Below are 12,851 nucleotides of genomic sequence, written 5' to 3'. Positions count from 1 at the left end.
GGGCAGGTGGGGCAGTACGGACGGGGCGTGGGTGGCATCGCCCACGAACGGCTGGGTGCCGCTGCGGGTGCTCTTCCCTCGCCCGGCCGTACCGGCCTCCTCGATGGCGGTCACCGGTCCCCACCGCCCGACGCGTGTTCGGCCAGGCGGGCGCCGACCCAACGAGCCGCCGCGCCGACCGACCGCAGCGGCGAGGCGTCGCCGGTCGCGTACGCCCACCGGACCGGCTTGAGGCCGTGCGGGCCGTCCGGGTCGGACACGGCGGCGGCGTGCCAGATCACCGCGCCGCGCCTGCCGCGGCCCTGGCTGATCTGCCCGACCACGTTGTCCGCGGTCACCCGCCGCTCGCCGGTGCGGGTGACGACGTAGTCGTACGGCTCGTCACGCCGGAGGTGCCCGAGGTTCAGCCAGGGCTCGCCGGGCCACAGCAGCAGACCGGCCGCGCGGCGCGGCGGCAGGCCGTAGCCGTGGGTGGTGTGCGCCGTGCTGCCCTCGCTGGTGTGGCACTCCTCGCCGGTGATGACCACCGCGGACTGGCAGGACCGGCACACGATCCGCACCGTCGTCTCGGCGTAGTAGTCGCCGTGGGCGCACGAGTCGTTCGGGCAGTCGTGGGGGGCGTCGCCGTGGCGGTCGCGCCACTCCCGGGGCTCGGTACGGACGTCGACCGCCCAGTCCGGGCGCTTGCAGTCGCCGAGGTGCTGAGGCTGGGACCAGCCCAGGTAGGTGTCGATGGCGCGGCTCACCAGGCACCACCCTGCTCGGCCTGGTGGTCGGCGTCCTCCAGGTGGGCGCCCGCGCGGGTCAGGGCGCGGGAGACGCAGGCCGGGGTGCAGTACCAGCGGGGGCCGTCGTCGACCCCGGCGACCTCCAGGCGGGCCCAGCCGAACATGTGCCGGTCGGCAGCGTCGATCTCGTCGTCCGTCATCCCGCACGCCTTCGAGTGCGGGCACGGGGCGTGGATGTCCCGGACGATCGTCGCGTCCAGCAGGGAGGCCAGGGCGTAGCGCTCGTCACCGGTGAGGACGAGGTGCGCCCGGCCGCCGTGCGCGGACACGCACTCGACGATGGCGCGCTGGTCGGCGGCGCCCTCCTCGGGGGCGTGGGCGGCGCTGGTCCAGGCCAGCGTCATGGGGACGTCGGCGTAGGGGGTGGTGCCGTGGGCGGCGGCGAGGATCTCCCTCACCAGCATGGTGTCGGTGTCCGGGCGGCCCTCGATGGCGCGCAGGATGCGGTCCAGGCGGTGCTTGTAGTCGGCCATGACGGCCAGCTGCTGGCCGCGCTCGCGCAGCTCGGCGGCGTACTCGGTGCGGGCCTGCTCACGGGCCGCGTCGACGGCGGCCTGCTCACGGGTCGCGTCGGCGAGGATCCCGGCGTCCTGCTCGGCCTGGGCGAAGTCGCGTGCGGTCGACTCGCCCCGCGCCATCGCCGCGGTGATGACGGTGGTCGCGGCGTCCACCGGGGTGGTCCTCGCGGCGGCGGCTTGTAGGGGGCGTGGGTTATGCCGCGGGGGCTGCGCCCCGGGCGTCTGGGATGATGCGGTCACGGGTGTCCACTCCTGGTCAGAGGTATGGGTGTGGATGTGCCGAGGGGTCGCGTGCCGGGGACCAGCCGGGCGCGGCCCCGTACTCGTGTGGTCAGGCGGCCGTCGCGTGGGTGGGGGCAGCCGCATCGGCGGCGTCCGCAGTGACGGACTCGGCGGCGGCCGCGAGGATCGGACGCAGCGCGTTGATCAGCTCCGGCGGGATGCCCACCGTGCTCAGCGCGCGTTCGGCCTGAGCCTGCGCATCAGCGACCTCGGACTGGCTGAGGATTCGCTGCCGCTCCTCCCGCGTCACGCCGGGCTCCCGGCGCTGCTGGATACGGCAGTCGCGGTGTCGTCGGCGCGCTCGAACTCATCGACGTCGAGGTCGAGGATCTGAGCCATGACTGCTCGCAGTCGTGGACGAGGCGTGTAAACGCCACGTTCGATCCGACTTACCTGTGACTCGTCCACCGGCACGCCAGCTTCCGCGCACCTTTCGGCCAGATCCTGCTGAGTCATGCCACGACGCAGCCGCTGCTGCTTCACTCGGCTTGTTATCTGGGGCATGGCCCACAGACTAACGCAGAACTTCGCAGATCTGTAGGGGGTGAACGCAGGGCAGCGCAGAGATGCGCGGGCGGCGAGCCTGCGTCAGGTTGCGCTAGCCTGTGTTTGCCTGGTCAAGAGGGGGAGCGATCGATGCCCGAACCGCACGAGCTTCTCGACGCGGCAATGAATCAGCGCCGTCTTGAGCTGCGAATGAGCTGGCGCGACGTCGCCCAAGCCGCCGAGATCTCCTACGAGACGCTCCGTGCTGTGCGCCGGGGCAGCTATCGCCCCACCGACCTCACGGCCCGAGGAATCGAAGTGGCTCTGCGATGGGTGCAGGGCAGCGTGTTTGCCGTGCTGGGCGGCGGTCGCCCGACCGTCCTACCTAAGGGTGGCCAGGCCGACGAAGGATCAACTCCCGAAGCTGGGGACCGGCCGACGCTCTCTCAGGAGTTGGAGTTGGCTCGGCGGCTACTTGCGTCGACCGTGCGGGAAATGCGCCTGACCCGTGAAGAGGCTGACGAGGTTTGGCAAAGGGTGAGGCTGGAAATCGAGGTTACCCACCGGTCGCCAGAGGGTGGAGGCTCGGACCAAAGCCGCACTAATCGGGCCGTTTGATAACGGTAAGGTTACGAACTGTTTTGATTTCTACCAGAGTGACACCCGAATTACGGACAGTGGTCCCCCTGTCGTTGCATATGCCAAAGACGTCATGTGGGGGGTCGCAGGTATGTCTGAAATCGGCCAGGTCGTTGCGGCGCTAGCAGGGGGCGCGCTTCTCGCTATCGCCACGATGACTGTCCTCCAGCCGCCAGGCGCCGAGCGCAGGTCAGGACGGCAAGGATCGCTCGACCGGCAGCGGAGAATCGATACGGCAGTTCAATCGATCATGGCCGATGTGGAAGCGTTCCGCCGTGACTGGCCGCCAGACACTCAGCTACTCCCGGATGACGCAGACAACACGGCCGGTTACATCTACACCAGGGCTCACCTCCGCCTGCTTTCCAACCGGCCAGGAACGCGACCGGATGCCAGACGCAGCGGGCCCCCAGCCCAGGACAGTCCAGGGCGTGCGCCCCGATTCAGATCCCGGTCCCGGCGTCGCTGACCGCAGGCCGTGACGCGACCTGATGAGCCCGGAACCCCGGCTCGCCGTAGAAGGACAGCGTGATGCGGCCGGGCTCGATCTTCCGGACTCCCTGGGTCCTCGCCTTGAACAGCCGGATCGTCACCACCAGCCGCAGCACCAGGCGTCGCTGCGGCAGCGTGAGCTTGTTCCATGCCTTGTCGACGTCGGGACGCGGCTTTCCCAGCAGGCGTTGCAGTACCGGCGGCACGTTCAATTGACGCGACTCTGCGCGAGCCTTCTCGATCTCCGGCGTCAGTCCCGCCTCAATGTCGGCCAGCGATTCGATCGACAACATCATCCCCTGGCCGTCCGGCCGCAGTTGCTTCGCCCGGGCCCGTGCGTCACGCAGCTGGTCCTCGAGGATCTTGAGGCGCAGCCTGGCCTTGCGTGCCTTGTCGTCAGACTGCGCCTTCTCGAATGCCTCGACAGCCTGGCTGGAGCTGAGCCACGTGATGACGGCCTCCTCGACGTACGCGTCCATGCGCGTCTCGGAGATCGATGTGTCGTACCGGGTCGAGCAGCCGTACGACGGGATGCCTGCGTTCTTGTGCCAGCGAAGCGGCGAGTTGTCAGGGTGCTCGCCGCACAGAGCGATGTGGCTCTGGAGGTGTGCTACCTCGGACCCCGGAGACAGGTTGCGGCCCGGGGTGCTGAGGATGTCCTGCACCTGGTGGAAGAGTTCCACGAACTCCTCCTCGGTTGTCTCGTCGTCAGACAGCGGCGGCCACATCGCCTTACCCACGTCCACACCGTTGTGCATCCGTCGTCCGATGTAGCCACGGTTCTTGAGGGCCTGGCGGATGTGGTACTCCCTGAACGGCTTGCCGCGGTGCGTGAGGACGCCCCTCGCTCGCAAGTCCAGCAGGATGGACCGCAGGGACTTCAGCCCGGCTACGTCGCGGAAGACGCCGATCCACAGCGAGGCCCGGTCCGGGTCGGGTACCTGTGCGACGAGGTCGCCGGTGTCAGGGTCATAGCGGCGTTTGTAGCCGTCGAGCACGGGCCCGTGGGCGCCGCCCTTCGCGGCGTTCTGCCGTGTCGTGCGCAGGTTGCGCTCACGGATGTTCTCCGCCTCGCTCTCCGCGTCGACGGCGTCCCGGGCTGTGGCCTTCCGGTCTGCGCTCTTGGAGAGGTCGTAGACCTGGCCGTTGTAGCAGAGCAGCACTCCGGCCTCCCTGCACACACGGCGCAGGCGTACGTAGACCTCAAGGTCGCGGTAGTAGCGGCTGGCCTCGAAGGCGACGAGTATCCGGCAATCCCCACTGACGATGCCGTCGACCATCTCCTCGAACTCGTCGCGCTTCGTGCGCGCGTACGCGGAAGCGGAGCGGTCGATGTCCTTGAACTCGCGGCGGATGGGCCAGCCGTTATCCAGGCAGAGTGCACGGCCCTCGCTGAGCTGGGAGCTGACACTGCGCCCTCGGCGCTTCGGGTCGCGGGAGGCGCGGCCGTAGAGGTAAGCCGGGAACTCCTCGCCGGGATAGACCAGGTGCAGAAACTCGGGTGCGACGGGCATGGGATCACAGTAGAACTAGTAAGGTCTGTTAGGAATGTTGTCGGACGAGGAACCGGAAGCCTACGTCCGTTCGTTCCTGACGGGGCACGCCCGGACGACGGGCGAGCGGTTCGGCGGGACGCCCGCCGTGGCCTTCGAACTGTTCAGCCGCTGAACACCAGCGCAGGGGGAGACGGACGTGCGTGACACCGAGGTGCTGTTGGACCGCTTCGAGGAGCACCGCGGGCAACTGCGCGCGGTGGCCTACCGGATGCTCGGCTCACTGACCGAGGCGGACGACGCCGTACAGGAGACCTGGCTGCGCTACAGCGGCGCCGACACCACCGAGGTGCGCAACCTCGGCGGCTGGCTGACGACGGTGGCCGGGCGGGTCTGCCTGAACATGCTGCGCTCCCGGGCCGCCCGCCGCGAGCAGCCCATGGAGGCCTACGTCCCCGACCCCCTCGTCAGCGAACTGGACCACGCCGACCCCGAGCAGGAGGCGCTGATCGGGGACTCCGTGGGGCTCGCCCTGCTGGTGGTCCTGGACACCCTGGAGCCCGCCGAGCGGCTGGCGTTCGTGCTGCACGACATGTTCGCGGTGCCGTTCGACGACATCGCGCCGATCGTGGAGCGCACCTCCGCCGCCACCCGCCAGCTCGCCAGCCGCGCCCGCCGCCGGGTGCAGGGCGCCGCCCCGGCCCCCGAGCGCGACCTCACCCGGCAGAAGGAGGTCCTCGAAGCCTTCCTCGCCGCCTCCCGCGGCGGCGACTTCGAGGCGCTGGTCGCCGTGCTCCACCCCGACGCGGTGCTGCGCTCGGACACGGGCACGGTGTCGCGACTCCTCCGCGGCGCCACCAAGATCGCCGGCCAGGCGCTGATCTTCCGTCAACTGGGCCTGGACGAGCGACTGGTCTCGGTCAACGGCGGCGTGGGCGCGCTCGCCCTGTCCGACGGCAAGCCCGTCTCCCTCCTCGGCGTCACCGTCGCCGACGGCCGCATCACCGAGATGTACATCCTGGCCGACACCGACCGCCTCACCCGCCTCGGTATCGCGAAGTGAGCTGACGCCGTACGTCAGGCGGTCACCGCCAGGGTGCCGTCGGCGCGGTGGGGGCGACGGCGCGCCCGTCGGGGAGCGCCTCGCCGGTGTCGTCGAAGACGACGGTGCCGGTTCCCGGCTGGAGGGGAGGACTCCCACGGGGGCCGGGGTCCCTCGGTGGGATTCCGGCTCCGGGCCGCCGTCTAGGGTGGTTCTCATGCGAGAACAACCGGGTGGCCCCGAAACGGGGGCCGCCGCGCTGCGCGGGGACTGTGTCAACTGCTTCGGTCTGTGCTGTGTCGCCCTGCCCTTCACCGCCTCCGCCGACTTCGCGCGGAACAAGAACGCCGGGACGCCCTGCCCGAACCTGGCCGACGACCACCGGTGCGGGATCCACGCCCGGTTGCGGGAGACGGGGTACACCGGCTGCACGGTCTACGACTGCTTCGGCGCCGGGCAGCGGGTCTCCCAGGTCACCTTCGCCGGGCGCGACTGGCGCGGTGCCTCCCGTGCGCACGCCCGCCTGATGTTCGACGTCTTCCCGGTGGTACGGCACCTGCACGAACTGCTGTGGTACCTGACGGAGGCGCTCACCCTGGCCGCCGCCCAGCCGCTCCACGCCGAGCTGCGCCGGGTGCTGGAGGAGACCGAGGACCTCACCCGGCGGACAGCGGAGGAACTCGCCGCGCTGGACGTGGGTCCGCGGCGCCAGCGGGTCGGCGAGCTGCTGCAGAGGGCGAGTGAGCTGGCGCGGGCGGGAGCGCGCGGCAGGCGGAAGGACCGCAGGGGCGCCGACCTGATGGGCGCCCGCCTCAAGGGCGCCGATCTGCGCGGGGTGAGCCTGCGCGGCGCGTACCTCATCGCCGCCGACCTGACCGGCGCCGATCTGCGCGACGCTGACCTCCTCGGCGCCGACCTGCGCGACGCCGACCTCACCGACGCCGATCTGACCGGCGTCCTCTTCCTCACCCAGCCCCAGGTCACCGCGGCCCGGGGGAGCGCGGGCACCCGGCTGCCGGGGACGTTGCGACGGCCCGCGCACTGGACGCCGTAGGAACCCGGCAGTGGCGGGTCCGGTTGGCGTACTCCTCGATCTTCGATAGGTTAGGCAAGGCTTACCTAATAAGGAGGATGGTTGCATGGGTGACAGCCAGGTCTGGACGGCCGCCCCCGCCACGGCGGAACACGCCCGCTCGGTGCTCGCCACCGCGTGGTCGTGCTCCGTGGCCGCGGAGGGCGTCCGCGAGGAACTCGTCGGCGCGCACACCGTGGACGACGACGGACGCGTCCTGCTGAACGTGCCCGAGGACAGCGCCCTGCTCGCGGTCGCCCTGTGCGCGCCCCGGGGCGAGCCGTCCGCCGTGCTGGAGTTCGCCGACGTCGCGCCCGTGCCCGTGCGCCAGCGGATCCGGGCCCGGCTGTGGATCGCGGGCTGGCTCTCCCTCGCCGAGGACCACCTCGTCTTCCGGCCCACCCGGGTCGTGCTGCGGCAGCGCTCCGGCGCCACGGTCATCGGCCTCGACGAGTTCGCCGCCGCCGCGCCCGACCCGCTCGCCACCGCCGAGGCCGGGCTGCTCACCCACCTCGCCGACCGCCACGGCGACGCCGTCGAACGGCTCACCCGGCTCGTGGAGCCCGGCAGCCTGCTCGGCGCGACCCGGGTCCAGCCGCTCGCCGTGGACCGGCACGGACTGACGCTGCGCATCGAACGACGCCGCACCCACGGCGACGTACGACTGCCGTTCCCCACGCCCGCCGACACCGTCGCCCAGCTCACCGAGCGGGTGCACGTGCTGCTCTCGCAGGCGAGCGGCACCCGCCCGCGCGTCCTGCACCGGCAGCACGCGGACGGCGATGCCTGAGCCGTCCGCTACCAGTCGCCGTCCTGCACGGGCTTGCCCGGCGCGTCGCCAAGGGGCTTCACCTGGTCGTCCGAGGGCTCCTGCCACGGCTCGTGGTCGTCGCCGAGCCAGTCACCGACCGGCTGCACCGAGGTGAGCGGGTCGGCGGGCGCGAGGTCGTCGGCGTCCGCGTCGTAGTAGTCGAACCAGGGCAGACCCGCCGCGGTGTACGCCGCCCGGTCCACCGGGGACGGGGGCGGGGCCTCGCCCGTGATACGGCGCCACTCCGGCGGGGTCACCAGGTGCACGAAGACCCGCCCGGCCGGGCTCGACGCCCAGTCGGACAGCGGCCGGTCGTCCTGGTAGACCTCCTGCCGCATCGAGCCACCCACCCCGAGACCCATCGCCGCAGCCCGGGGACGCGGCGCGCCGCCCGCCGGGGCTCCCGGCGCCGCCATCTGGGGGGCCGCCGGTATCGCGCCGCCGTACGCCGCGCCCGTCGCCCCCGGCGCCCGCGGGGCCCGCGCCAGCACCGCCGCCCGGCGCCGCTGCTCCGCCCGCCACCCGGCCAGCGCCGTGTCGTTCAGCGGGAACGCCTGGAGCTGGACGCCGCCCCAGGTCTCCTCGCCGGTGACCTGGCCCTCCACCGTCGCGCCCAGACCGAGCGGCACCGCCACGAACTGCCGGACCGTGCCCTTGCCGGAGTTGATGCCGTCCAGCCACGGCTGGCGCGGCAGCACCACGTAGTTCTGCGGGCGCCGGGTGAGCCGGTCGCTCCACGGCTTGCCCGAGACCGCGCACACCTTGCCCACGCCGACCTGGAGCGCGGCGGGCTCCACGGTGCCCGCGAAGCTCAGCCACATCGCCTCGCGCAGGTACACCGGCAGCATCACCCCGCCGCGCGCCCGCCACTCCTCCGGCACGGTGTCCGGGTAGTCCGCCACCCGGCGCACCGGGAACTCGCCCAGGCCCGGCGGCAGCGCGTGGGTGCCCTTCTCCGGCAGCCGCAGGGTGCGGACGAACCGCACCGCCACCCCGCCCGGCAGCCGCAGGGTGTTCCCGTCGATCCGTACCGTGCTCGCCGTCATCCGCCCGCTCTCCATAGCCCTGGGACCTCCCGTTTGGATCATGCCGCAGACGCCGGGTCTGGCACGCAATCCCTCCCAACCCCGCTCACCCGCGCTGGTCAGCCACCGCCCATGCCCTGCGACCTGATCCGAACGACAGGCCCTCGTGCCCCGCCGCCCGCAGGCGGCCTCCTCACAGAGAACGCCGACGGGTGGCGGCGCGGTTCCGGCGGCGGCGCAGCCGTCCCAGCGACTCCTGGAACCGGGTCAGCCGTGGCATCCGCTCGCGCTGCTCCTGGGAGCAGCGGTCCAGCTCCTCCAGCAGCCGGCGCGAGCGGTGCTCGGTGTCCATCTCGTCCAGGATGCGGTTGACCTCGGTGAGCACGGCACCGTGCAGCTGCCACTGCGGGGCGTCCCGCTTCACCTCGTCGTGCAGGAGCTGGGCCAGCTTGTCGCGGGTGGCCGCCGCGGTGTGCAGTTCGGCGGTGAGCCGGGCCTCCGCCGACTCGGCGTTGGCGCTGACGTGGGTGGTGACCAGCACGGCGAAGCTGACCACGGCGTCGGCGATCTCGGACAGCACCTGCTGGACCAGGAGGCCGGTCTCCCGCTCGAACAGGGGCTCGGGCTCGCGTTCCTTCGCCAGGTCGGTGAGGGTGCGGGCGAGGACCCGCAGCACCACCGTGCAGATCTCCAGCGTGTCCAGGCCGGTGCGCAGCACCACCCGGTGCAGCAGTCCCTCGCGCACGCGCGGGTTGAGCCGCAGGCTGTCCTCCGCCTGCCGCAGCGCCGCGTCCACCTGGACGATGTCGTGGTCGAGGCGGCGCGCCTCGTGCAGCCGCTCGGCGGCCAGCGCGAAGGGGGTGCGGTCGGCGGCCTGCTCGCCGATGCGCAGCATCATCTGCCGCAGCCGCCGGGCCAGCCCCGAGATGGACGCGCCCGCCTCGCCGGTCCACACCGGCGGCGGCAGCAGCACGTTGGTGCCCAGGCCCACGAAGGCGCCGATCAGCGTCTCCAGCACCCGCGCCCACGCGTACTCCCCGTGCGTGGTCACGCCGAGCACCAGCATGGCGCTGATCGCCACCTCGGGCACGTACTCGTCGACCCGCACCAGGTGGCCGACCGCCAGCGAGGCCAGGATCAGCAGCCCCAGGCTCCACCAGGTCAGGCCCACCAGCAGGCTGAACGCGATGGCCACCAGGACACCGGCCACCACGGCGTTCACCCGGCGGACGCCGTTGGTGAGGGTGGCGTACAGCGTGACCTGCACGACCAGCAGCGCGGTCAGCGGCGCCGTGAGCGGCGCGGCCTCGGGGCTCAGCTGGACGGCGATGACATAGGAGAGCGTCGCCGCGAACGTCGACCGCAGCGCCTGGACGACGACGGGGTCCCGGTGCCGGTTCGCCGCGCGCGCCAGGGACTGCGACCACTCACTTACCACTCGCATCCCTTGGGCTGTTCCCCGTCCCACCCGGTATCGAACGTATCGCCGCAACACGGGCGTACCGGCCCGCGGGGGTGTGGGTCAGGTGAAGAGCTTGTCCAGGAAGGCGGCGAGGTTGCCGGTCACGCGGGCGATCTGCTCGTCCAGGGTGAGGCTCTCCTCCAGGCGGGTGCCGTTCTCCGGGACCTTGCGGCCACGGACGTAGAGCGAGCAGGCGAGGTCGGCGCACATGTACAGGCCGACGGAGTTGCCCTCGCGGCCCGCCGCGCCCGCCTTGCGCGCGGTCATCAGGCAGACGCCGCCGCGCGGGTGCCCGGTCAGGCACAGCGAGCACAGGCTCCGGTGCAGGAAACCGCGCTGCGGCGGCGGGAAGCGCAGGGTCACGCCGGTGGTCCGGCCGTCCCGCTCGGTGACCAGGTAGCTGCGGTCGGGCGCCCCGGGGTCCCGCCAGCCGAGGAAGTCGAGGTCGTCCCAGGGGCGTTCGCCCAGGTCGCGGGGGACGGCGAGCCGCCTGGCCTCGCCCTTCGAGCAGTTGACGAACGAGGCGCGGATGTCCTGCTCGGTGAGCGGTTTCATGGGTTCTCCGGGGTGTGCGCTGGACCGTGTCTTACCTAGGGCTCCTAGGTAGCTGCCTAAGGTATGCGGAGAACAGTCGCGAAGGCGAACGAATTTCCGGCCCACGGCCCGCGGTTTCCGTAGGCTGGGGCCATGACGGGGGAGGGGCGGGGCATGGCGGTGGACTCCTGGGGGCGCGCCCGGGACATCCTGAGCGCGGCGGGCCTGCCCGCCGACACGCTCGCCGGGCTGGCGACGCTCGGCGGCGGCACGTACAACGCCGTGGAGGAACTGCGCCTCACCGTGATCATGCTCACGGAGACCGTGCCGCGCGCGGTCGGCGAGGAGCACGAGGCGTGGGTACGGCAGATGGTCGACCCCGAACTCCTCGCGGCGCTGGCCGAGATCGAGGAGCCGGCACCCCGCAAACGTCCCTCGGCGGCGACCGGCCCCACTTAGCTCACCACATGAATTAAGGGGTGGAGTAATATCGCGTACGACCGGCCAGAGCGGTAGGTCGCAGGTCGGGCAGGGTTCGCCGGTCGGGCCGGGGTCGAAAGGAGCCACATGGCGGAGCGCAACGGGCGCACGGTACGCGATCTGCGGCGCGCCAACCGCACAGCCGTACTGCAGCGGCTCTACTTCGACGGCCCCCTCAGCCGCTTCGAGCTGGGCCCGGCCACCGGCCTCAGCTCCGGCTCCGTCAGCAACGTCGTCGCCGACCTGATCTCCGACGGACTCCTGGAGGAGGCGGGCAGCGTCGACTCCGACGGCGGTCGCCCCCGCACCCTGCTCCGGGTGGCGCCCGGCAGCGGCCACATGATCGGCGTGGACGTCGGCGAGACCCGGGTGCGTATCGAACTGTTCGACCTCACCCTCACCGAACTCGCCCGCGCCGAACGCCCCCTGTCCGACCAGGGCTACGACGTCGAGGTGATCGTCGGCCACATCCGGGACGGCGTCGCCGAGGTGCTCGCCGCCACCGGCATCGCCCCCGACCAACTGCTCGGCGTCGGCATCGGCGTCCCCGGCATCGTCGAACGCACCCCCGACCGGGGCGCCGTCGTACACGGCCAGACCATCGGCTGGGACGCCGTGCCGCTGGAGTCCCTGCTGCGCTCCGCCGCCGGGCTCCCCGACACCGTCGCCTGCTTCATCGACAACGGCGCCAAGACGCTCGGCCAGGCCGAGATGTGGTTCGGCGGCGGCCGGGGCGCCCGCAACGCCGCCGTCGTCCTCTTCGGCTCCGGCGTCGGCGCCTGCCTGGTCACCGCCGACGTCTCCCAGGGCCGGGCCGTGGAGTGGGGACACCTGACCGTACGGGTCAGGGGGCGCCGCTGCCGCTGCGGCGCCCTCGGCTGCCTGGAGGCGTACGCCGGTGCCGAGTCGCTGCTCCAGCGCTGGCGTGAGGGCGGCGGACACCCGCCGGAGGGCGTCGACGAGGAGACCGCGCTCACCGCGATGCTGGCCGCGGCCCACCCCGACCGGGGCCCCGACGTCGACCCCGTCGCCCATACCGTGCTGGAGGAGACCGCCGAGTACCTGGGCGCGGGGCTGTCCGACCTGATCAACCTCTTCCAGCCGGAGCGCATCCTCATCGGCGGCTGGGCCGGGCTCCAGCTCGGCACCGGGTTCCTGCCCGCCGTACGCCGGCACGCCACCGCGTACGCGCTGCGCCACCCGGCCGAGAAGGTCACGATCGAGCTGGGCACGCTCGGCCCCGACGCGGTCACCGTGGGCGCCGCGATCCTGCCGCTCGCCGACTTCTTCGCGCGCGGCGGCCGCCGCGCCGAACCCGTCCCCGAGGGGCAGCCGCCCGCCTGGCGCGCGGCGCTGCGGGAACGGGCGCCGAGCTGAGGTTTCGGCGCTGATCGCGGAGGTACCCGCCCGGTTCGTCACCCGCCCGAGGCGGGTGGCCGCACGGAGGGAGACCAGCGTGGCCATGCACCGCAACCAGGCACCCGGCGAGTCCGGCGGCGACCCCGTGCCGCGCGACCCGCAGGACCAGCTCAGCGGCGCGGGCGACGACCACTGGGACGTCGACCCGCGCCAAGCCGACCCCGGCACCGACGACAGCGGCGAGGAGACGGAGTCCACGGACGAGGTCCCCGACACCGACGAGGCGGGCACCGGCCGACAGGGCGCCGCCCACGGCGCCACCGTCCACCCCGAGCACCCGACGCCGGACGAGTCGTCGGCCTAGCCTT

At 72.3% G+C, this 12,851-nt stretch carries 15 protein-coding genes and 1 pseudogene; 8 read left to right on the top strand and 8 right to left on the bottom strand.

Annotation, left to right across the window (positions count from 1 at the left end; all coding sequences use genetic code 11):
• Positions 1-110 precede the first annotated feature (110 nt).
• The 4 genes from ABZ659_RS25470 to ABZ659_RS25455 all read right to left on the bottom strand — a co-directional run bounded on the left by ABZ659_RS25470 (position 111) and on the right by ABZ659_RS25455 (position 2,071).
• A complete protein-coding gene (locus ABZ659_RS25470; protein ID WP_360224218.1) occupies positions 111-746 on the bottom strand; it encodes a hypothetical protein in 636 nt (211 codons plus the stop codon).
• Positions 743-1,459 carry a hypothetical protein gene (locus tag ABZ659_RS25465; RefSeq protein ID WP_360224216.1) on the bottom strand — a complete coding sequence of 239 codons (717 nt, stop codon included), beginning with the start codon at positions 1,457-1,459 and terminating at the stop codon, positions 743-745. Before ABZ659_RS25465 ends, ABZ659_RS25470 begins: the two co-directional genes overlap by 4 nt.
• 178 nt (positions 1,460-1,637) lie before the next feature.
• Positions 1,638-1,838 carry a hypothetical protein gene (locus tag ABZ659_RS25460; protein WP_360224214.1) on the bottom strand — a complete coding sequence of 67 codons (201 nt, stop codon included), beginning with the start codon at positions 1,836-1,838 and terminating at the stop codon, positions 1,638-1,640.
• The gene (locus tag ABZ659_RS25455; protein WP_360224212.1) at positions 1,835-2,071 is read right to left on the bottom strand and encodes a helix-turn-helix transcriptional regulator; all 237 of its coding nucleotides are present in this window, start codon (positions 2,069-2,071) and stop codon (positions 1,835-1,837) included. Before ABZ659_RS25455 ends, ABZ659_RS25460 begins: the two co-directional genes overlap by 4 nt.
• Positions 2,072-2,224: 153 nt before the next feature.
• Between ABZ659_RS25455 and ABZ659_RS25450 the strand changes: the two genes are divergently transcribed.
• Complete coding sequence (locus ABZ659_RS25450; protein WP_360224210.1) at positions 2,225-2,692, top strand: hypothetical protein; 468 nt, start codon at positions 2,225-2,227, stop codon at positions 2,690-2,692.
• Positions 2,693-3,156: 464 nt separating this feature from the next.
• On the opposite strand, the gene ABZ659_RS25445 is transcribed toward ABZ659_RS25450, so the two are convergent.
• Entirely contained in the window at positions 3,157-4,719 is a 1,563-nt protein-coding gene (locus tag ABZ659_RS25445) for a recombinase family protein (protein ID WP_360224208.1), read from the bottom strand.
• 28 nt (positions 4,720-4,747) lie between these two features.
• Between ABZ659_RS25445 and ABZ659_RS25440 the strand changes: the two are divergent.
• The 4 genes and pseudogenes from ABZ659_RS25440 to ABZ659_RS25425 all read left to right on the top strand — a co-directional run.
• Positions 4,748-4,873 (top strand): annotated as a pseudogene (locus tag ABZ659_RS25440) (PIG-L family deacetylase); the annotation flags it as partial.
• A gap of 24 nt (positions 4,874-4,897) precedes the next feature.
• Positions 4,898-5,761, top strand: coding sequence for a sigma-70 family RNA polymerase sigma factor (locus tag ABZ659_RS25435; RefSeq protein WP_360224206.1), 864 nt, complete (start codon positions 4,898-4,900; stop codon positions 5,759-5,761).
• Between the two features lie 196 nt (positions 5,762-5,957).
• The gene (locus tag ABZ659_RS25430) at positions 5,958-6,794 is read left to right on the top strand and encodes a pentapeptide repeat-containing protein (RefSeq protein ID WP_360224204.1); all 837 of its coding nucleotides are present in this window, start codon (positions 5,958-5,960) and stop codon (positions 6,792-6,794) included.
• 85 nt (positions 6,795-6,879) lie between these two features.
• Positions 6,880-7,602, top strand: coding sequence for a DUF2470 domain-containing protein (locus ABZ659_RS25425; protein WP_360224202.1), 723 nt, complete (start codon positions 6,880-6,882; stop codon positions 7,600-7,602).
• Between the two features lie 8 nt (positions 7,603-7,610).
• Here ABZ659_RS25425 and ABZ659_RS25420 read toward each other — a convergent pair whose 3' ends face one another.
• From ABZ659_RS25420 to ABZ659_RS25410, 3 genes are all read right to left on the bottom strand, one after another.
• Positions 7,611-8,669, bottom strand: coding sequence for a hypothetical protein (locus ABZ659_RS25420; RefSeq protein WP_360224200.1), 1,059 nt, complete (start codon positions 8,667-8,669; stop codon positions 7,611-7,613).
• Between the two features lie 172 nt (positions 8,670-8,841).
• Entirely contained in the window at positions 8,842-10,092 is a 1,251-nt protein-coding gene (locus ABZ659_RS25415; RefSeq protein ID WP_360224198.1) for an aromatic acid exporter family protein, read from the bottom strand.
• A gap of 78 nt (positions 10,093-10,170) precedes the next feature.
• On the bottom strand, positions 10,171-10,665 hold the full coding sequence (locus tag ABZ659_RS25410) for an FBP domain-containing protein (protein ID WP_360224196.1): 495 nt from the start codon (positions 10,663-10,665) through the stop codon (positions 10,171-10,173).
• Positions 10,666-10,797: 132 nt separating this feature from the next.
• Between ABZ659_RS25410 and ABZ659_RS25405 the strand changes: the two genes are divergently transcribed.
• The 3 genes from ABZ659_RS25405 (at position 10,798) to ABZ659_RS25395 (ending at position 12,847) form a co-directional block, all read left to right on the top strand.
• Entirely contained in the window at positions 10,798-11,103 is a 306-nt protein-coding gene (locus ABZ659_RS25405) for a hypothetical protein (RefSeq protein ID WP_360224194.1), read from the top strand.
• A 108-nt stretch (positions 11,104-11,211) separates the two neighbouring features.
• On the top strand, positions 11,212-12,501 hold the full coding sequence (locus ABZ659_RS25400) for an ROK family transcriptional regulator (protein WP_360224192.1): 1,290 nt from the start codon (positions 11,212-11,214) through the stop codon (positions 12,499-12,501).
• 79 nt (positions 12,502-12,580) lie between these two features.
• Positions 12,581-12,847, top strand: a complete 267-nt coding sequence (locus ABZ659_RS25395; RefSeq protein WP_360224190.1) for a hypothetical protein — start codon at positions 12,581-12,583, stop codon at positions 12,845-12,847.
• Positions 12,848-12,851 lie beyond the last annotated feature (4 nt).

It is taken from the genome of Streptomyces sp. NPDC006997 (assembly GCF_040635175.1).
Classification (GTDB): domain Bacteria; phylum Actinomycetota; class Actinomycetes; order Streptomycetales; family Streptomycetaceae; genus Streptomyces.
The sequence above is the reverse complement of the archived record's forward strand: the minus strand, read 5'-3'. Positions and strand labels throughout refer to the sequence as shown.

What these genes read in the sequence shown, in the direction of transcription:
- ABZ659_RS25450 (WP_360224210.1), top strand. Translation starts at nt 2,225, where the DNA reads ATGCCCGAACCGCACGAGCTTCTCGACGCGGCAATGAATCAGCGCCGT.
- ABZ659_RS25445 (WP_360224208.1), bottom strand. Translation starts at nt 4,719, where the DNA reads ATGCCCGTCGCACCCGAGTTTCTGCACCTGGTCTATCCCGGCGAGGAG.
- ABZ659_RS25430 (WP_360224204.1), top strand. Translation starts at nt 5,958, where the DNA reads ATGCGAGAACAACCGGGTGGCCCCGAAACGGGGGCCGCCGCGCTGCGC.
- ABZ659_RS25425 (WP_360224202.1), top strand. Translation starts at nt 6,880, where the DNA reads ATGGGTGACAGCCAGGTCTGGACGGCCGCCCCCGCCACGGCGGAACAC.
- ABZ659_RS25420 (WP_360224200.1), bottom strand. Translation starts at nt 8,669, where the DNA reads ATGACGGCGAGCACGGTACGGATCGACGGGAACACCCTGCGGCTGCCG.
- ABZ659_RS25415 (WP_360224198.1), bottom strand. Translation starts at nt 10,092, where the DNA reads ATGCGAGTGGTAAGTGAGTGGTCGCAGTCCCTGGCGCGCGCGGCGAAC.
- ABZ659_RS25410 (WP_360224196.1), bottom strand. Translation starts at nt 10,665, where the DNA reads ATGAAACCGCTCACCGAGCAGGACATCCGCGCCTCGTTCGTCAACTGC.
- ABZ659_RS25405 (WP_360224194.1), top strand. Translation starts at nt 10,798, where the DNA reads ATGACGGGGGAGGGGCGGGGCATGGCGGTGGACTCCTGGGGGCGCGCC.
- ABZ659_RS25400 (WP_360224192.1), top strand. Translation starts at nt 11,212, where the DNA reads ATGGCGGAGCGCAACGGGCGCACGGTACGCGATCTGCGGCGCGCCAAC.